This is a genomic window from Ruminococcus sp. B05, assembly GCF_003628495.1.
GTDB classification, from domain to species: Bacteria; Bacillota; Clostridia; order Lachnospirales; family Lachnospiraceae; genus Schaedlerella; species Schaedlerella hominis.
This window is the reverse complement of the sequence record NZ_RBZR01000003.1, coordinates 61,968-81,381: the sequence shown is the minus strand read 5'-3', so window position 1 is coordinate 81,381 and position 19,414 is coordinate 61,968. Positions and strand designations below refer to the sequence as shown.

Annotated in this window: 21 protein-coding genes and 1 pseudogene; 3 read left to right on the top strand and 19 right to left on the bottom strand. The window is 39.0% G+C overall.

The features are described from left to right. Positions 1-25 precede the first annotated feature (25 nt). Together D8Q48_RS04900 and D8Q48_RS04895 are read right to left on the bottom strand one after the other, a co-directional pair. Positions 26-1,264, bottom strand: coding sequence for a chloride channel protein (locus D8Q48_RS04900; RefSeq protein ID WP_243116230.1), 1,239 nt, complete (start codon positions 1,262-1,264; stop codon positions 26-28). A 115-nt stretch (positions 1,265-1,379) separates the two neighbouring features. Further along, positions 1,380-2,396, bottom strand: a complete 1,017-nt coding sequence (locus D8Q48_RS04895; protein WP_117990255.1) for an acyltransferase family protein — start codon at positions 2,394-2,396, stop codon at positions 1,380-1,382. A gap of 171 nt (positions 2,397-2,567) precedes the next feature. Between D8Q48_RS04895 and D8Q48_RS04890 the strand changes: the two genes are divergently transcribed. Then, positions 2,568-2,981 carry a potassium channel family protein gene (locus D8Q48_RS04890; protein WP_117990256.1) on the top strand — a complete coding sequence of 138 codons (414 nt, stop codon included), beginning with the start codon at positions 2,568-2,570 and terminating at the stop codon, positions 2,979-2,981. Positions 2,982-2,991: 10 nt separating this feature from the next. Here D8Q48_RS04890 and D8Q48_RS04885 read toward each other — a convergent pair whose 3' ends face one another. From D8Q48_RS04885 to D8Q48_RS04865, 4 genes are all read right to left on the bottom strand, one after another. Next, on the bottom strand, positions 2,992-3,774 hold the full coding sequence (locus D8Q48_RS04885; protein ID WP_117990257.1) for a hypothetical protein: 783 nt from the start codon (positions 3,772-3,774) through the stop codon (positions 2,992-2,994). A gap of 17 nt (positions 3,775-3,791) precedes the next feature. Next, complete coding sequence (locus D8Q48_RS04880) at positions 3,792-5,129, bottom strand: L-serine ammonia-lyase, iron-sulfur-dependent, subunit alpha (RefSeq protein ID WP_330514384.1); 1,338 nt, start codon at positions 5,127-5,129, stop codon at positions 3,792-3,794. Continuing rightward, entirely contained in the window at positions 5,126-6,058 is a 933-nt protein-coding gene (locus D8Q48_RS04875; protein WP_121055632.1) for a DUF4349 domain-containing protein, read from the bottom strand. Before D8Q48_RS04875 ends, D8Q48_RS04880 begins: the two co-directional genes overlap by 4 nt. A 186-nt stretch (positions 6,059-6,244) precedes the next feature. Further along, entirely contained in the window at positions 6,245-6,790 is a 546-nt protein-coding gene (locus D8Q48_RS04865; protein ID WP_121055630.1) for a SprT family zinc-dependent metalloprotease, read from the bottom strand. A gap of 95 nt (positions 6,791-6,885) precedes the next feature. On the opposite strand from D8Q48_RS04865, the gene D8Q48_RS04860 reads away from it, so the two are divergent. Beyond that, the gene (locus D8Q48_RS04860) at positions 6,886-7,089 is read left to right on the top strand and encodes a hypothetical protein (RefSeq protein ID WP_118725021.1); all 204 of its coding nucleotides are present in this window, start codon (positions 6,886-6,888) and stop codon (positions 7,087-7,089) included. A gap of 153 nt (positions 7,090-7,242) precedes the next feature. On the opposite strand, the gene D8Q48_RS04855 is transcribed toward D8Q48_RS04860, so the two are convergent. The 9 genes from D8Q48_RS04855 to D8Q48_RS04815 form a co-directional block, all read right to left on the bottom strand. Continuing rightward, positions 7,243-7,797, bottom strand: coding sequence for a hypothetical protein (locus D8Q48_RS04855; protein WP_121055628.1), 555 nt, complete (start codon positions 7,795-7,797; stop codon positions 7,243-7,245). A 129-nt stretch (positions 7,798-7,926) separates the two neighbouring features. Further along, entirely contained in the window at positions 7,927-8,124 is a 198-nt protein-coding gene (locus D8Q48_RS04850) for a helix-turn-helix domain-containing protein (RefSeq protein ID WP_022075193.1), read from the bottom strand. Between the two features lie 154 nt (positions 8,125-8,278). Beyond that, positions 8,279-8,545 (bottom strand): heavy-metal-associated domain-containing protein, encoded by a 267-nt coding sequence (locus D8Q48_RS04845; RefSeq protein WP_117990262.1) that lies wholly within the window; start codon positions 8,543-8,545, stop codon positions 8,279-8,281. Between the two features lie 70 nt (positions 8,546-8,615). Further along, a complete protein-coding gene (locus D8Q48_RS04840) occupies positions 8,616-8,972 on the bottom strand; it encodes a VOC family protein (protein ID WP_117990263.1) in 357 nt (118 codons plus the stop codon). Further along, a complete protein-coding gene (locus D8Q48_RS04835) occupies positions 8,969-9,655 on the bottom strand; it encodes an MBL fold metallo-hydrolase (RefSeq protein WP_117990264.1) in 687 nt (228 codons plus the stop codon). Before D8Q48_RS04835 ends, D8Q48_RS04840 begins: the two co-directional genes overlap by 4 nt. 108 nt (positions 9,656-9,763) lie before the next feature. Further along, positions 9,764-10,639 (bottom strand): YitT family protein, encoded by an 876-nt coding sequence (locus D8Q48_RS04830; protein ID WP_117990265.1) that lies wholly within the window; start codon positions 10,637-10,639, stop codon positions 9,764-9,766. Between the two features lie 77 nt (positions 10,640-10,716). Next, on the bottom strand, positions 10,717-12,039 hold the full coding sequence (locus D8Q48_RS04825) for an MATE family efflux transporter (protein WP_121055626.1): 1,323 nt from the start codon (positions 12,037-12,039) through the stop codon (positions 10,717-10,719). A 294-nt stretch (positions 12,040-12,333) separates the two neighbouring features. Then, positions 12,334-13,755: an alanine/glycine:cation symporter family protein gene (locus D8Q48_RS04820; protein WP_121055624.1), complete on the bottom strand. Its 1,422-nt coding sequence runs from the start codon at positions 13,753-13,755 to the stop codon at positions 12,334-12,336. A 263-nt stretch (positions 13,756-14,018) separates the two neighbouring features. Beyond that, positions 14,019-15,371, bottom strand: coding sequence for an MATE family efflux transporter (locus D8Q48_RS04815; RefSeq protein ID WP_117990279.1), 1,353 nt, complete (start codon positions 15,369-15,371; stop codon positions 14,019-14,021). A gap of 174 nt (positions 15,372-15,545) precedes the next feature. Here D8Q48_RS04815 and D8Q48_RS04810 point away from each other — a divergent pair. Further along, positions 15,546-15,794: pseudogene (locus D8Q48_RS04810) on the top strand (Lrp/AsnC ligand binding domain-containing protein); the annotation flags it as partial. A 168-nt stretch (positions 15,795-15,962) separates the two neighbouring features. Here D8Q48_RS04810 and D8Q48_RS04805 read toward each other — a convergent pair. The 4 genes from D8Q48_RS04805 to D8Q48_RS04795 form a co-directional block, all read right to left on the bottom strand. Beyond that, on the bottom strand, positions 15,963-17,129 hold the full coding sequence (locus D8Q48_RS04805) for a glycerate kinase (protein ID WP_121055622.1): 1,167 nt from the start codon (positions 17,127-17,129) through the stop codon (positions 15,963-15,965). Positions 17,130-17,202: 73 nt separating this feature from the next. Continuing rightward, entirely contained in the window at positions 17,203-17,337 is a 135-nt protein-coding gene (locus tag D8Q48_RS17780) for a hypothetical protein (RefSeq protein WP_279230729.1), read from the bottom strand. 50 nt (positions 17,338-17,387) lie between these two features. Further along, on the bottom strand, positions 17,388-17,807 hold the full coding sequence (locus D8Q48_RS04800) for a hypothetical protein (protein WP_121055620.1): 420 nt from the start codon (positions 17,805-17,807) through the stop codon (positions 17,388-17,390). A 15-nt stretch (positions 17,808-17,822) separates the two neighbouring features. Continuing rightward, positions 17,823-19,349 (bottom strand): DNA methylase, encoded by a 1,527-nt coding sequence (locus D8Q48_RS04795; protein WP_121055726.1) that lies wholly within the window; start codon positions 19,347-19,349, stop codon positions 17,823-17,825. Positions 19,350-19,414 lie beyond the last annotated feature (65 nt).

Genomic DNA, 19,414 nt, shown 5'->3' with positions numbered 1-19,414 from the left:
CAGCCTTTTCTATTTCGCTCTACTCTTATTCTTTTTTCCCTTCTAAAACGGATACTCCCTTACTGCCCGCGGCTGCCGCCACGAATATCCAGACGAACCATTTGACCGGATAACACAAAAACAGAAGCATCGTAACTGCCAATGGTTTTTTCATCGTTCCACCGAGTAATGCTGCCGTAACAATTGCTGTCGCAAACACCATATGACTCTCGACATTTCCGCAGAGCAGCATTGCAATACCATATCCCATGCATACTCCTGCAAAAATGATTGGGAAGAAATGTCCTCCTTTTAATCCTGACTGTATACAAAGATTGGTAAGCAGAATTTTCAAAAATGCAACTCCGATCAATGCAAGTGGGAGATAATTCATATACTCTTTCATAAGTATGCCCATCTGCTCTTCACCCGAAAACATCACTGCCGGAATCAACGTACCGCATACACCAAGAATCAAGCCTGCTAATGTTTCCCTTAAGACTGCAGGTATTCTTTTCGTTGCTGTTTGCATAAGCTGATGTGTCTTTTCATAAAATACTGCCAAAATACAACCGCAAATGATATATATAATCATCAATACATAGTCGATTCTTCCAACTTCAACTACCGAAAAAGCCGGGAAACCGGAAAGCCCCGCTCCAAACAGTGCAGATAAACCGGCATAAACTCCTGTTGCCGCTGCCAGTGCGATACCATAAATAAATACTTTCGAAGTACCTGACATTTCTAATATCGCTTCCTCCGACTCGCTCTCTTCTACCTCGAAAATTCCGAACAGTGGCGCATGGAATAACACACTCAAAGACGCTGCAACTCCGACCTGCGAATACTCCTTTGTATGCTGCTTTGCAAACTTCAGATTGTCTCCCGCCCAATAGCACAGACCGACGATAATCCCTGTAAGCCCAGCCTCCGGACCGATACTACTTCCTATCAAAAGCGGAAGCAATGCTGCAATTATCATAACCAGCATATTTTTATATTCATAATGCTTTTCTTTTTTCACCTTCCCCATTACGGTTTCCATTTCTTCCGGATAGTCCCCGTATTTTTTACGGAAAAGCCCGATAATTGCTGCTCCTATCGTACACACAGCAATCGTATAAAACGGAATTGAAAACCTGCCTGGAATCCATTCCCATATCACTTCCGTTCCAACTGCCAGAACTTTTAAAAGCGCCCACACCAGTCCACCGGCAAATGCACCGATAATTGCACAAAACAGCCAAAGCTCTAATTGATTTCTCATCTTTGTGTTCTTCATAATTCTTCTCCCATTCTTATGCTTTATCTTCCAGCCTTTCCACATATGCAGCCCTAAAAAAGCCTCTATCACTTAATCTGATTTTTGAAAGCCACTTAACCCCGTCCCCAAAGGTCTAAAAAAGCCACTTAACCCTGTCCCCAAAGGTCTTTTTCATCAACCATATGCAGCCAAAAGAAACGATAATGATCGCCAATGTCAGCCCCGGAACTACAATCCATGCTGATGCCTCTGCCGCTTCCATATGTTTCTTGTAATTATCCAAAAATAGAATATGTATCAGATAAATGCCAAACGAACATCCCGAAAATGTATCCATGATTTTTTTTGCCTTTGGTCCGGGAGAAAATTCGCTTTTCTTTAACCGAATAATATACATAAAGAACATTGTAGCTGCCAATACAAGTATTGGGTTTCCATACTCCATAAATCGTTCACAATGAACACCTTGTTTTATCGTTCCGATCCATGTTAATCCTATGTTTATTAACATGCACACAACAAATGTTATCGCCGGTATTCGTTGATCTCGAATCACATGTTTTCTATATTTATAAATATAATATCCAATAAACACGTAATACATGTAAACGCGGTCCCCGATCAATGGCAGATCGTAATATGCTTCTTGATTTCCCAAAGAAGACAGATAATTAAAAATGATTGCTAATGTGATTACGCCAAGAAATGCCTGTTCCAATCTCAAATTCATGTGCTTACACATTACCTGAAAAAACGGGAGAACCATATAAATCGGAATCATTGCATATAAATACCAAAGATGTGCTTCCGCCGGTTCAAATAATATCTTGCGTATATCATATGGTGTCTTCATATAAAAATCATTCCAGATGATATAAATCAGACTCCACACGACGAGCACAATTATAAAGCGCCATAATCTTTTTAGATGTTTTCTCAGAGGTTCTTCTCTCCCTAAAAGGAGTGCACCTGTAATCATAAAAAAACACGGAACGCTTACTCTTGCCAGAACATCTAAAATCATAGAAAATATATATTCTCCCTGACTGATCTCGCCATATGCACGACAGTAATAGTTTGTCACATGGATCACTATAACGGAGACAAACGAAATGATCCGGAGCAGTTCCAGATTATAATTTTTTTCCATTAAGAAATTCCACCTTTTCCTTATATTACTTACATTTTTTCATGATATCACAGGTATATTTAAACAGCAATATTGTTTTCTGTTGTTATTTCCGTTAAATTTATACTATACTTTAATTAACGTAACCTGTGCTTCTTAGTACTTACCTTTATTTCTCGGAGGATTTTAATTATGAAAAGATTAAAATTATTATGGATGATTTTAAAACGGACAAAAGCTACACAAGTAATCCTTGGTTTCGTTCTCTTCCTTTTTGCCAATGCTGCGGTTATCCAGTTGGTCGAACCAAATATTAACCGCTACGGAGATGCCCTCTGGTATTGCTATGCTGTAATTTCCACTGCCGGATTTGGCGATTTCGTTACTGTTACATTTATCGGAAAAATATGTTCCGTATTACTTACGATTTATGCTATTTTTGTAATTGCCATTGTCACTGGAGTTGTTGTCAATTTTTATACACAGATGGTAGAGATGCAAAGAAAAGAAACACTCACTATGTTTATGGATAAACTAGAAAGACTTCCCGAACTCTCAAAAGAAGAGCTGGAAAGTATTTCTAAAAAAGTACGGGAATTCCGTTAGCAGAAGACTCTTATTTGTCTTCTGCTTCTATTTTGTCTTCATTTCTAACTTGTGGGATCAAAGAAGCTGCAAGCTTTCCTCTTCCTCTGTTTTTCAAATATAAAATACCAATAATTGAAAAAACAACCGCCCCAATAAAGTTCACGATCAAATCTTTCATTGTATCTATAAGACCGATGTCAAGATATCCGCCAAGATTCCACTGCTCCCCATTAATCACTACAGATTGAACATCTACGTGAATCGGAACATTTGCACCTGTAGGATTTAATTTAACAGAATTAATTGCTGTAACAATCCAGTCTTTCTGCATATCTAAACCGAAAAACTGATCCATACTAAATTCAAAGAACTCCCACAGCACTCCAACTGTCATAGAAAAACAAAATGCAAAAAATGCAACGAAATATGGTGACATCTTAATTGAGAATTTCTCGCTTCGGTTAAAGAGATCGATTAATGCAAATCCTATCGCCGCCATTAAAAATCCATTCGTAGTATGTAAAATGGTATCCCAAATCGGTATTTTTACATAAAAAGCGTTAATTTCTCCTAAAATCTCTGCTGAAAATATAAAGATCAAAATAACTGTTTCCAACCCTACCGGTATTGTAACACTCAATTTCTTATCTAGAAATTGTGGAACCATGAATAATATCAGCGTTAATATTCCTAAGAACATGTTGTGATAATTTCCAAAGAAAAATTGTCGTATAACCGAAAGTACTACTAACAGCGTAAGTACCATCTGTATCTTTGTTCTATTTTTTCTTGCTTTCATGTTTATACTCATCTCATTTTCCTCCTCTTTTAACATTCCTGTTCGATATCAGCACGATCTATCATAACATTTAAAATTTCTGTATCTGTGGCACGCATACCAACTCGCCCGATATATCCCATACTCTTAATTGTCTCCTCAATATCATTTTTGATAATACCTTCTCCCGGAAGAAAGCTTTTGTTCCGGATACTAAGCTGAAAAGCCATGAGTGCAGCATCGACGGAAGATGCTATTTTCGCGGCACAGGATGGCTTTGCCCCATCACAAACGATTCCGCCAATATTTCCAAGCGTATTAATAATAGTCAATGAAATCTGCTGGTATGTACCGCCATACATATAGGTGATACCCGCTCCCGCACCACAAGCTGCACTGACTGCACCACAGTATGCTGAAAGACTTCCTATATAGTATTTCTGATGAATTGCAATCAGATTGCTGACAACTAAAGAACGACAAAGCTTCTCGTGAGATACTTCCCACTCATCCGCATATACGATAACCGGAAGAGACACCGTTATTCCCTGATTGCCGCTTCCTGAATTAATCACAACCGGCATAGAACAGCCACCCATACGTGCATCACTTCCCGCTGCTGCTCTGGCACAAGCTCTCGTGATAACACTTTTTCCCCATACATGCATCAACGTTTTTCCAATCTGTGCACCATAGTTATTGTCAAGGCCTTCCTGTGCTATTGCAGAATTTAATTTAATCTGGCGATCAATGATTGGCTGAACATCTTCCATACGAACCTGATCTGCAAAATCTAAAATATCTTTAACTGTAAGCTTAGATTTATCTACACTAGTCTCACTTTCCGATAAATAAGGATTATCCAGAAGCACATCTCCATCCTTTTCAATTCTGGTAATGTTCGTATGTTGATGTTCAATTGTTACCGAAGCAAAGTGCTCTCCTTTAATCAGCTTCGCTGTAATATAAAGATTATCAACACCTTCAACCAATGAGCATGTACAGATGTTCCGGTTGATCAACTCACGGGTTCTGGAAATATCTTCCTCCGTAACCTCACTCAAAACCTCAAGTGCCTTATCCGCATTTCCACCTACAATGCCAAGCACTGCCGCAACCTCAATTCCTTTCATCCCATCGGAATTCGGAACCGTAACACCTTTTACATTTTTAATAATATTTCCACTCAGTTTCATCTCTACAGAATCTGGAAATTCTCCAAGAACCTGATGTGCTTTTGCTGCTGTATAAGCAATTGCTATCGGCTCCGTACATCCCAGTGCAGGTACCAACTCCTGCCTAAGAATGTTTAAATAATTTTTATATAGTATCGAGTCCATTTTAATATTTTGTTCCTTTTCTACATTTTTACTTTTATATTTTTTCACTGCTTTTCTATCTCATTATTTTGTGTTCTATCTTCTTTTCTCACGTTTCTTTTCTTTAAAATCTTTCTAACTACGATTACAACAACCGCAATAACACCTCCACATACAATGAGAATTGGCAATGAACCAAGTATTCCAATTACCAGTCCTCTGATTCCCCTCGCCACTACATATAAACTATTTCCAAATCGTTCTTTGATTTCTTCAAAAAATCCCTTCTCACCAGTCTCTGTCACACGTTCCACTTCGTCTACATACACACTCACTGTACTATAATCAATCTGATTGTCCATTGTTTTGAGCTGACTTTCGTAGTTCTCTATCTCATAACGAATATCCGACAATTTACTTTCAATAGTTAGAATCTCTTCCATATTCTCTGCCTTAGAAAGTAATTCTAATAAACGCTCCTGTTCGGTTTCTAATGCCTTTTTATGACTCTCCACATCTATATAGCGAAGTGTTACATCTTCCACAGATTCATTTTTCTGAGTCACATTTCCCAGTTCACTGACCACTTCTACAAACTCATTTAACTTATCCGAAGGAATCCGGATAACATAACTTGCGTATCGAGTAGAATGATGTGCATAACTATTCCCACTAACAGTAGACAGCTCAATATAACCGCCCAACTCTGTAGTCTTTGTGCTTAGGTTAGTAAGAACAGAATCAAATTCCTTTGTCTCTAAAGATAGGGAAACTGTTCGAATCAATTTTCGTCCATTTTCTACTTGCGCTTCCAACCCATTCTCTGAAGTAACACCCGTATCTGCGGCCTCATCCGTATCCCAATTATATTCGCTATCCAATTCTGCACCCGAACTTACAGTTGCACGATCTTCCGCGGCCATCTTTGAGCTATTGCCACATCCGGCGGTCATCACTGCTAACATAACTGTCATTAAAAACACTGCCAATTTCTTCATGGAATCCCTCCTTTGCTTAATAATTCAAGAATGCCTCGGCATTCTTGCTGCGAGGTGCGCGTCGTGCAATTGCATGACATACTTCTACTGCGCACCTCTTCAATCCTGCCGGAGGCTATATCAGCTGGGGGATTGACTCCCAGCCGATATACAAGGTCTTTTTCTATATTTTACCACAACTTCTTCTTAAATGAGCTGACTTCCTTCTTCTTTAAGCCACTTTTTTGCGACTTTATAGTCCGGACATACCTTCTCTACTTCTGCCCAAAATGCTTTCGAATGATTCATTTGTTTTCTGTGACACAATTCGTGAACTACAACATAATCTAAAACTTCCGGAGGAGCTAACATTAACAGACAGTTAAAATTCAAATTTCCCTTGCTGCTACAACTCCCCCACCTTGTCTTCTGATTTCTGATTGTTATCCTTCCATAAGTAACTCCAATTATTTTTGCAAAATATTCTACTCTCGCCGGAATTGTCACACAAGCTTTATCTGCCAGCTCCCTTATTTGTTCAAACGTTACTTTTTCTGATGCTTTCGGTTTAATATGTTTCTTCTTTTCTGCTATTTCTTCAAGTTTTTTATTAATCCAAGCCTCATTCTTTTTTAGAAATTCTTCAATGTATTTTTCTGAAACACTATATGGGGTTCTTACAGTGACATTTTGATTAAAATCCACCTGAATCGCCATTGTTTTTCTATTTGATTTAATCACTGTAACTTCCATAATGCCTCCTCTGTAATCATTTATAATTTCAACATTATCATTTAACGTATTAACTCAAATTATATCATACATACCTTTGTCTGTGAGAATAAAGTGTGCGGATTGAGCAGTTTTACCCTAACTGTTTTTCTTTCGCTGCTGAAGAAGTCCAAGTTGCCATGTTCCTAAAACAATTAGGAATCAAATATAGCAAAATCACCAAAGATGAATTTGTCACTTTGATGGGCATTCTTCGTAAATCTGATATGCTAAAATTCCCCGGAAGCAAGCGTGGCAAAGGTAACCGAAAGAAACGATAGCAACAAAAAAACAGGTCCGGACGCACTGAGTGTAATCAGTGTATCTGAACTTGTCTTTTCTATGGTCTTTCCGATGAATAGCTTGGCTGGCTTTTCATTGAGATTTCTTATGCTTTTTCGTTGACATTTAATACTGTTCAATGTATCATATAATCAAGAAATGGGTTTGTTACCGTACAGCTGTTGCTCAAGCGGGGTGCTCGTTTCTTTTTTTATGTTCACCATGTCATACAGATATAAATTTCCGTCTGCAGCATGTCGTATCAACATTTCTATCCTGAATATATTAAACCGTTCAAGATCTCCAGTATCATTGTTATATACTGGAAGTGCAAACCTTGTCGTAAATCTATAGCAGCCAAACTTTGCATCAACATTATGCTTTCCTTTAAAGTTTTCCTGCCATCGTTTATTCGTAGCACATTGAAGAAGCATAGGAATTCCCTGAGTAGCATTAGCCTTTGCTTTCGCATTCGCTCCATATAATCTTTTGGTATCTCCAGATCCTTTTAATTCTCCTGGAAAATCTGAACCAATATAGACTTGATCCGAGGTTTCGACTACTTCATAGCAATCTCCTATGTATTCTTTTAAATACTGCTCAACTTCTTCCCAATTGATATTCCTCTTTCCTTTAAAACGAATATCACTGATTACAACAATTTTCTTTCCATCCAAATCTGATATTACACTTATTTTCTTATCCACTAAATATCCTCCTTTCCAGTCTGACGCATTGCGTTATGTTTATGGTAAAAAAATATACAAAGAATACTATAATACCTGATAACCCTTCTTTGAACTAATTCTTGGACTAGAAATCATCAGTACCACTTTTTAATTATCTTCACTATTGATTCGACGCTCTATTTCCGCTCTGTATTTCAACAATCGCAGTAAATAATCCGGAAGTTCTCTTTTCTCTGCTTCCCAATCTTGAATGGTACGATACGGAATACCATAGTAATCACTAAATTCACGTCTGTTCATTCCCATTTTTTCTCTTAATTTTTTTACTTCTTTTCCTCTACTCATGATCAATCTCTCCTATTATTATAACGCATTGCGTTACTTGATAGTACCCGATATATGCTATATTGTCAACCCGCTATATTTTCACCTAAAATAGAAAAGACAGGCCCGAATTCCTTGTAAATCAAGGCTTTTCGTCCTGTCCATAACAAAAAATCTACAATTTTCTTCTTATAAAATCAACAATACCACCTGTCTTCTCGACATGCTGGCTCGTAATTTCGCCTATAGTATAACCCGTAGCTTCAATCGTTCTCCGAATTGCAGCTTCCTCTAAAGGCTCTTCGGATAAAATAATTGTTTCTCCCTTAGAATGGTTTGATTTTACTTTTTTCACCGAAAATGCACCTCTGATTGCTTCGTTAATATGAGCTTCACACATAGTGCAAGCCATACCAGAAACCTTTACTGTTGTCTTAATCATGTTGAATCCTCCTTTCATGTTGAAAGCAATACCCGTTATTGTGTCCCTCTTCTACTTGCTGTAAACGGATTTACGGCAGAATCTCAAGCCAGTATCCATCCGGATCTTCGATGAAATAAATTCCCATCGCTTCATTTTCGAAGCAAATGCATCCCATCTCTTTGTGCTTTTTATAAGCAGCCTCATAATCATCTGCTCGAAATGCCAGATGGAATTCACATTCGCCCAGATCATATGGCTGTGGATGATCTTTCAGCCAAGTAAGTTCCAGCTCAAAATCACTGGCATCGTTACTCAAATATACAATAATAAAATCATCTGTCGTCTTTCGTCTTACTTCATGTAAGTCGAGGGCTTCGTTATAAAATTTAATAGATTTGTCTAAATCTGATACGTTATAATTTTCATGGATCATTTTAAAATTCATAATACTTCTCCTTTTGTACATTCTGTGTTTTTAATACGTGACTTATATTGTGGGTGTTCAGTAATAAACCGCTTGATTACACTGGCATCACCCCAATAATGCATTGGAAAAATGGCATTGCAATCTACCTTTTCAAGAAAATATAGAATCCCGTCGGCATAGTGTTCTTCTTGTCTTGGATCAAGCGGAACAAATGCAACATCAAAATGCATCCCCTTAATTTTTCTAATCTCTGCACGATATGCCGATGTAAGCCTCTGGTTATCAGTCTCCGGCTCCCCCTCCCAATACCAGTCATTTAAGTCGCCGGCATGGTAAATCGTTCCTTCTCTTGTTTTTACGATAAATGCAACACCGCTATCATTAGAAAGCAATGTATCAACTTCGGTATCATTATCCAAAGTATATGCTTTGTCGTGATAAGCATATGTAATTTTCATATCCGACCGCTTATTCTTCTTGCGTATATCCTTCGATAAAACAGCCTGATAGGTCATCCCCATATCATCAAGGATTTCAAAAATTTTCGGATTAAAATGGTCCTCGTGAAAGTGACTGCAAAAGACAATCACTTCTTTCTTCTTATCGAGAGGTGGCAATTCACCCTTGTAATAGTCAAAGATATAGTAGCAATCTTTGGTCTCAACCAAAAATCCACTGTGATTAATATAAGTTATTTTCATGATATCACCTGCTAAAAATGACATGTTTCAAATTCGCTATTATTGTACATTGTTACCTTTAATTCTTACTTTTAGTATAATAGATTTCTTAATATGCTTCTATATTCATCACACTTCCTCTTCTCCGTAATGTTTACTCAACGAGAACCCTCTTCCGCGTACTTCTGTAACTCTGCTAACAATCATAAAAGCCTCTGGATCAATATGTCTGATTAATTTCTCAACCTGTGGAAGCTCACGATTAGATACAATACTTAACACAATCTGCGTTTGTTCCTGCCGATATCCGCCTTCTCCGTACAGCATCGTCACACCTCTGTCTACCTGTGCAAGAATCGCCTGACGTATTTCTTCCACCTGACTACTAATAACCTTCACTTCCGTCTTGGTATTTCCCATCATCAGTACTTTGTCCAACACTGTCGTATAAATCATAACCAGCAATACACCGTATAAAACACGCTCCGGAGGATTATATACAATCTGCAGAACCAGGATCAATAGATCAAATACATTCAAACTAACCGATACTGGGATTCGAAAATACTTATTCAACACCAACGGCGGAATATCCATACCTCCTGTAGAAGCTCCCGTTCGAATCACAATCCCCAGACCAATACCTATTCCAAGTCCGGCAAATATGGTATTCAGCATTGGATCAGTCGTAATCACCAGATCACCGAAAATATGATTAGCCGCCTCCAATGCGATTGGATAAGTAAAAGAACTAATAACTGTCGTCAGTGCAAATTTCTTGCCAAGAAGCGTCCATCCAACTATCAGCATCACAATATTAAACACTAAGACAAACCCAGAAATTGATGCTCCTGTAAAATGCTTCACTACCAGACCGATACCGGTTGTTCCTCCCGTCATCAGATTCCCCGGCAAAAGAAAAAGTCTAATTACAAAGGCATAGAAAACATTTCCCAAAATAACCGTTGCAACTGTACCTGCTCTCTTTAAATGTGCTTGATCCATAAATACCTCCGATTACCTATATGTTTTTAACTAACATTCCCCATACAGACTATTATACTGAGAAACACTTCCTTTTTTCAATAATAGTTTTTATAAATAATCAGAGAAATCCCCGCAGTCAATACTTCTGTAATCCAGAAGCTGTGCCATACGCCTGTAACTCCCACAATCCTACTGACAATCCATGCTGCTGGTATGATAATCAGCACATATCTGCAAAGAGAGATAATTAAGGATTCTTTTCCTTTTCCAAGCCCCTCCAGTGCACCACTTGTTACAAGTGATAGGGAAGAAATAATAAATCCCCCACTAATAATTCGAAGTGCCTCTGCTCCTGCTTTTACTGTGTTAGATTCTGTTGTGAACATTCCAATCAGATGATTTGGAATCATAAGACAAATCACCGTTCCAACTGCCATAACAATCAGAACAAGTATCAGTGAAGTTGTATAAATCTTGCGTACTCTCTTTTTCTCACCCGCTCCATAGTTATATCCAATCAATGGGCGCATTCCTTGAATAACACCATTTGCTGTAAGATATAAGAATGTCTGCAATTTATAATATACTCCCAAGACAAATACATATGTCTGACCAAACGATGCAAGTATTACATTCAATGCAGAAATTAGCATCGATGGCAATGCCAGACTCAGACATGCCGGAATTCCAATAGAATACATCTTTTTACAAACATCTTTTTCCAAACGCATATTTTTCTTTCTGAAATGAACCGGCATAGCTTTAAATTTATAAAATACAAAATACATCGCAAAACCGACTATCTGTCCTAATCCGGTTGCAAGTGCTGCACCTTCAATTCCTAGTTTCGGGAAAAAACCTACCCCAAAGATTAGAAGCGGATCCAGAATAATGTTGAAAATGCATCCTCCCATCATACAGATCATAGAAACTGCCATCATTCCTACTGCCTGAAATGTTTTCTCCAGTAGCAGTTGCCATGCCAGAAATACAGAAAATAAAAAAACGATTCTCGAATATCTTATTCCCATAGCTAATACCGTCTCATTCTCTGTAAAAAACCGCAGGAATGTGCTTGCTCCGACAATGCAGATTACAGTCAGGACGATTCCGTGCATTGTATTTAAAATTAATCCCTGCGTTGCCGACTTATCCGCTTTCTCCTGATCCTGCGCTCCCAAATAAAAAGAAATTACCGCATTAATACCAATTCCAAATCCAATCATCACTGCATTAACTAAAATCTGCATAGGATACACTAAAGATAACGCCGTCATCGCATCTTCACTTATCTTTGCAACAAAAAAGCTATCCACAATGTTATACAATGCATTCACCAACATAGATATAACCATCGGAATAGCCATTGTCAATAACAACTTCAACACAGGTTGTTCTTTCATATATGTCTGTTCCATTTTTTCATCCTTTTCTCTAATTTTTCTCGTTGTGTTTAAATATTTAAGTCGAACGTCACCACCTGAAGAGTTGGGAGTCTTCTCGACTGAGATAAAAATAGCCACATGACTGCCAAAAAGGCGGTCATGTGGCGAAAAATAGATCTACTCTAGAAAAATCCACATCGTGTTTTGGAGTTTTTATTATATAGAGAAACGGCTGTTTTGTCAAATTATATATCAAAACGAAGAAAATGTAATTCCACCTCTCTGTTTCGCGTTCGTATGCCTTGTCCATACTACTGCCATCTGCTTTTAGTCTATATTACAATCATTTCTCCAGAAATCTGTTTTTTGACTAAGCCCGATGTCTGCGCTTTTAAAAACCGGGTTAATTCCTTGCTTTAACTGTGCTTCATAATCTTGGACCGCTTTAAATGCAATCTCTGATAAAATCAGGATAACTGGAATGTTAATGAGCGCCATAACCCCCATCAATACATCGGAAAGATCCCATAAAAGAGACATCTCCATTCCTGCTCCCAGAAAGATTGCAAGTGCCGATACCAGTCTGAAGCCTTTCATAAAAGCTTTTCCCGGCTGTTTTTTGTGAATGTATATTAAAAGATTGTCACAATAAAAACAGTTTCCGAGCAGAGTTGTAAATGCAAAAAATACCATTGCAACTGTAATAAAGACCGGACCGAAGGAACCAAGTGATTCTTGAAGAGATGCCTGCACCCATGGTGCTCCCTGCAATTCTTTTGCCGGATCAATCCCAGATGACATACACATCATTGCTGTTGCTGTACAAAGCAACAAAGTATCAATAAATACGGACAACATCTGTACCAGCCCCTGTTTTACCGGATGGCTGACATTTGCCGAAGCCGATGCATTCGGAGCAGAACCGATACCTGCCTCATTAGAATAGAGTCCCCGGCGGATTCCCTGCATCATGGCCGAACCGGAAAATGCTCCGAAAATTGCTCTAAAATCAAATGCTTCTTCAAAAATGCGCGCAAACATTGCCGGCACATTCTGAATATTGATAATTACTACCAAAAGTGAAATTCCGATATACGCAATCCCCATTACTGGCACAACCATTGAAGTTACTTTTACAATACGTGAGCCGCCGCCAAGCAGGCACCAACCTGTCAGCACTGCTAAAATCCCACCGATGATCCAGGGACTCATCTCTGCATTATAAAAAGAAAATACTGAAAATGTAGACTGCAGATTATAAGATGCCAGCATATTAAATCCAAATGCATAGGTTAAAATCATTGCAACGCAGAAAACAATTGCCAGCGGGCGACAATGAAGTGCCGCTTCAATATAATAAGCCGGTCCTCCATAACAGCTTCCATCTTTCCCTTTTTTCTTATAAATCTGTGCCAATGTACTCTCGATCAGAGCAGATGCACTTCCGATGATTGCAATCACCCACATCCAGAATACAGAACCAAATCCCCCTATACAAATTGCCGATGAAACCCCGACAATATTTCCCGTTCCCACACGGGATGCTGTTGAAACCATAAGTGCCTGAAAAGAGGAAATCGCCCCTTTATCCTCCGGCTTTTCCATTACGGATCCACAAGCTCTCTTAAATAATCTTACCTGCGGAAATCTTGTACGGACTGTAAAATACACTCCCGCACCAATCAGTATAATGACCAGTAGTTTGCTATACATAAACGAACTTATTGTACCAATAATTGTTTGAAACATGCCTTCTTCCCTTTCCATATTTTTTTCAATATATTAACTGAAAGAAGATGGATTTGCAAGCTTTTTTATCAGCTCCTTCTTTCTACTCCAATATATTTATGGTTAATATCTCTTACAATTTGCTTTACCATTTATTTTCTCCTATAGCTTTCATTCCACTTTTTCCAATTTATTTATTATTTATATTGAGACAAACTTTGTCTGCCAGATACTATAGACCTGATACAACATTGATTGGATTTCCTTCCATAAACTGCTTTATATTATCTGCCAGAATAGGAACCAACCCTCTTTATAGTCGGCCATGATCTCCGAAGAGCCACATAGGATATTAAAAAGTTTGCAAGCCAACCTGCTGGTACAGCAAGCCAGACAAATACAATGCCAAAACGCGGTGCACAAATCAAAGCAACTGACAGGCGGATCGCCAGGTTCACCATATTTGCAATAAGGAACGGGCGCATGATTCCAAGACCACGAAGAACCCCATCGGTTGCCATTTTGATTCCCATAAAGATGAAGAAGTAACCGAGCCATCTCATATAACCCTCGGATACCTGATAAGCCAGGGCAGTTCCATCTTTACCAAGGAATAGCGAGGAAATCTGAGTATGCAATGTTTCAATGACTATAAAAGCAAGAACTGCAAAACATACATCTAACACCAGGGCAGCGTGATATCCTTTTTTGATCCGTTCAATTTTCTTTGCACCAAGATTTTGAGAAACATACGGCGAAACTGCATTTCCAATAGATACAAATATCAGTGAAAATACATTCTCTACTCTCATCGTTGCCGAATAACCTGCTAGTGCCTGTGTACCAAATGGATTTACAACCGCCTGTACGATCATCATACCAATTGACACTGTGGACTGCTGAAGAACCGAAGGTACGGCAATTTGAAGCATAGAATATAACTCCTGCCTGTCAAACCAATCAAAGTGACTTTTATATCGACGCATCCGGCTAAGGAAAAGAAAAAGTGAAAACACCGCAGAAATCCCCTGTGCTATAAGAGTCGCAAGGGCTGCACCAAACACACCGAGACCAAGTCCAGCCACCATCCAAAGATCCATAAAAATATTTAAGATTGACGAGAATACCAGGAGTCCCAATGGGATTTTTGATTCACCAATGGAAGTGAACATGTTGGAAAGAATGTTATACATAAACAGAAACGGAAAGCCCACAAAATAGACCCGCAGATATAACACTGCATCATTCAGTATATCGTCAGGGGTTTGTAATACCCTCATCATCGAGTGGGAAAAGCAAAAGCCAAAAACACCGAGGACTATGCTTAGAATTAAAAAGCTAAACAAGGACGTTGACACGATGGTCTTCATTTTTCCATACTCCCTGGCACCGAAATAGCGGCTCACGAGCACACCGGCACCGACACCTGCCCCCAGTGCCACACAAATGAAAACATTAGTCAGCGCTGCACAGGCCCCGACAGCTGCAAGTGCAGAGGAGCCAACAAATTGGCCGACGATGATAGAGTCAGCCATATTGTATATTTGTTGAAAAAAACTGCCCAGAATCATAGGCATTGCAAAAACCGTCAACGCTTTAAGAGGCGTATCTGTGATCAAATATTCATCTTTTGACATTATCATATTCCTCCACAGCCTTTATAATTTCACTTATTCTTTCCTTCACCAGAATTTATCCCATGCATTCAAAACGCAAGTTTTAAATTACGTTACGAAATAATTATATGTAGTTACAGCTGCTAAGTCAATCTGTTACTGTTCACACGATGTGCGACCAGCAACGCATCTCGCTATTTTGAAATCGAGACAAAACCAGACCATCTGTCGCAGGTGACAGATATATTACATAATAATGATACCGTCACGCAGATTTACCGTGTCACAGGAAGAGACAAGCTGCATGTACATGCCGTTGCTTCATCAAGTGATGAAATGGAACACTTCCTGCACACAGTCATTGATACACTTCCCGGAGTTATCAGCTGCAGCTGCAATATGATTTTATCACGTATTAAAGATATTAAAGGATTACGGCTATAGAAGCCTGCATGAAAAGAATCAAAATTTCTTTGAATTTTATGATTTAATCTTCTTTGATGGTTACAGTGTATATCAATAGGTGAGGTATAAAAATTCCTGCTTATTTTTGTGAAATCTATAGCAAAAGGCCCAGATGGAATGGTTCCTACTCTGAGCCTATAAGATATACTATTCCTCCATTCCTGTATATTTTTCTTTAGAAAATGTTTGTATAACCCTAAATACCTGTTCAACTGTATCTGCCATATTATTCATTGCATTTTCTGTATTCATGGCATCTTCTAATGTGACAACGCCTCTTAGTATCGGAAAAAATGCATCTATTCCCTCATTATTACAGAGTATTGCATCTTTAGTAGCGCAGCCTGAGAATGCAATAACCGGCTTATTAAATTTCTTGGCAATCTTTGCAACTCCTATAGGTGCTTTACCCATAACAGTCTGTCCATCAAGTCTGCCTTCACCTGTAATCACTACGTCTGCATCTTTTGCATATTTCTCAAGATGGGTTTCCTCAAGCACAATTTTGATTCCTGATTCCAGTGTAGCATTTAAAAATGTAAGGAAAGCAAAACCAAGTCCGCCTGCTGCTCCTGCTCCCGCATGCTTTGGGTTGGCTTTCGGATATTTCTCCTTTGCCAACTTTGCATAGTATGCAAGCCACTTATCCATCTGCATAATCATGGTTGGTGTCGCACCTTTCTGTGGTCCAAATATAGCGCTGCACCCCTGCTCTCCACAAAGAGTATTAGTAACGTCACATGCTATTCTGAATGTGCACTGTGAAAGCTCTGGAATAACATTGTCATCTTTAATAGTGTCAAGATATTTAAGACCTTCTGCACCAAAGCACACCTCATTTCCGTCTTTATCGAGAAGGCCGAAACCTAATGCCTGAAGCATACCGATTCCGCCGTCATTAGTTGCACTTCCGCCTATTCCTACAATAAAATGACGACAGCCTTTTTTTATGGCATCCTTAATAACTTCCCCGACTCCATATGTAGTAGTGTACAGTGGATTTCTTTCACTTTCAGACACAAGCATAATCCCAGCTGCTCCCGACATTTCTATAATTGCTGTATGTGTCTTGTCGACTATCCCATACTGACAAGAAACAGGCTTTCCAAGAGGTCCTGTAACATTTACATGAATAAATCTGCCGCCACCTCCCGCTGTAAGTGTTTCAACTGTACCTTCTCCTCCATCTGCCAACGGTCTTATATATGTTTTGGCATCAGGGAATACTCTTTTTACCCCCTTTGCAGCACTCTCGCCTGCTTCAATCGAAGACATGCTCCCTTTAAAAGAATCAATAGCAATAACTACTTTCATTTTCATATTTCCTTTCATCAAATACCAATTACTCATCTGCTCTTCAAACTGAAAGTTACAAATACTCTAAATTTTACAGATTGATAACCTTCGGTTCTTCTGTGAAGGAATAAATAGTTGCACTACCGCTTTCAAAAGCGAATACCATCATCAGATTATCATCGACAGTATACATAGACTGGATAGCGCTTTTATTTACCTCCATCATGGCTTGCCACCTCCACTTTCTGAATAGTTACCTGTCTTCTTTATTTTTTCTCAAATTTTCCACTCTTCACATTTAATATCACTTATCTGCTCGATTGGAATGACCGTTTGATCTGTCATGTTGATGGTATGCTCGTATTCGTCTATCTTTTTTACAATACCAGAGCACGTAACATAGGATCCACCAGTTTTCTTTGCATCAGGAATAAAATAAGTTATCGATACTTTCTGTTCTATACCGATATTATTTCTGATTATATTAATTTTTTCGTTCAGCTGAGCAATCGCTTCCTCACTCAGTTCCAATCGTTCATCGGTTAATCTTGCCGTTTCTTTTATCGCGGCTTCATGTCCAGTCAGGGCTGCAAAAGGAGCAAATTGCGCTGCCCGATCCTGAAGCGGCATTTGCGGATGATTCTTAGAGACCGGACGGGGTAAATTGATGATATCGTCATAAGAATTATTTTTCATCCTCTTCCAACTCCTTTACGCCTTATGTCCGCCAATTTGTTCATTTCTATCCTTAGCGGTTGCGCCTTCCTGAAGATTCATCCCCTTCAGTACCGCGTTTTTTCCAAATTTCTTTTTGATACTGAGCATTGCTTCCTGCATACGTTTTTCGCGATCCAGCGCGGCTTCTTCCTCTTCCTGCTTTTTCCTTTGCACCTCATAATCCGTAAAAAGATCCAGCTGCTCATACACTTCTTCTTTCTTTACAGAACTTTCATCCACAAGCCTGTTCGCTGTGATATTGATTCTTCTGATAAGCAGGTTTCTGTCAACGATCCTGTCATATAGCTCTATTACTGCATCCATTATCAGTTTTGTTGAGGAAGTCTGCCGTTTCAGATTGGTCGTTCCATGTGCGTGTTTCGGGATTTTTCTTCCATAACGATCGATCGTAACCTCTCCATGATATTGTTTTCTCCTGTCGGTATTGCTCAGATTCTCAATATCATAACCAACTGTCAACACGATCTGGTCTGTGACAAGCTTCTTATCCACCAAATCTAAAACCATCTGGTCCGTCATCTCTTTTACAACCAGTTTTGCTTTTTCAAAATCATAAGGACAATGAAGTACCTGTCCGGAACAGACACTGTTCGTTTCTGGTTTATAGGCCTTGACCATTTCCATGGTACAGGGTTCGTACCCCCAGGCATGATCGATCAACAGCTCTGCATTAACACCAAACAACCTATATAACAGATCTTCATTGTATAATTCATTCGCTTTTCCGATGGAACATCTTGCAATATCACCCATTGTATAAAGCCCGTATTCTTCCAGCTTCTTTGCGTATCCTTTTCCTACTCTCCAGAAATCAGTAAGCGGTCTGTGACCCCAAAGTTTCCTTCGGTATGACATTTCATCCAGTTCCGCAATTCGTACACCATCTTTATCTGCTTTAATATGCTTCGCCACAATATCCATCGCAATCTTGCACAGATACATATTCGTTCCAATTCCTGCAGTTGCCGTTATACCTGTCGTCTTCAGCACATCCTGTATCATGGTCATGGCAAGTTCTCTTGCTGTCATTTGATAGGTATGCAGATAATCCGTTACATCCATAAATACTTCGTCGATCGAATAAGGGAAAATATCTTCCGGCGCAATGTATTTCAGATAAATGCTGTAAATTCTGGTGCTGTATTCCAGATAGAGAGCCATTCGGGGTGGAGCAACAATATAATCAATCTCCAGTGCCGGATTGCTATCTAATTCTCTGCTGTCATCAGAAGCTCCGATAAAAGTTCTGTTCGGCGCTTTCCACCTGCGGGTGCTGTTGGCTTCTTTTACTTTTTGGACAACCTCAAATAAACGAGCCCTTCCGGGTATCCCATAACACTTTAAAGCTGGCGATACCGCAAGACAGATCGTTTTTTCTGTTCTGCTTTTATCCGCAACCACAAGATTAGTCGTCAAAGGATCCCTTTTTCGTTCTTTACATTCCACAGATGCGTAGAATGACTTAAGATCGATTGCAATATAGGTCCTTTTCTTTTCCATCATTCTACACCTCCCGATTCTCCTATGTTTCGTTTCTAATTCTTATTTATCCTGACCAAAAAGCT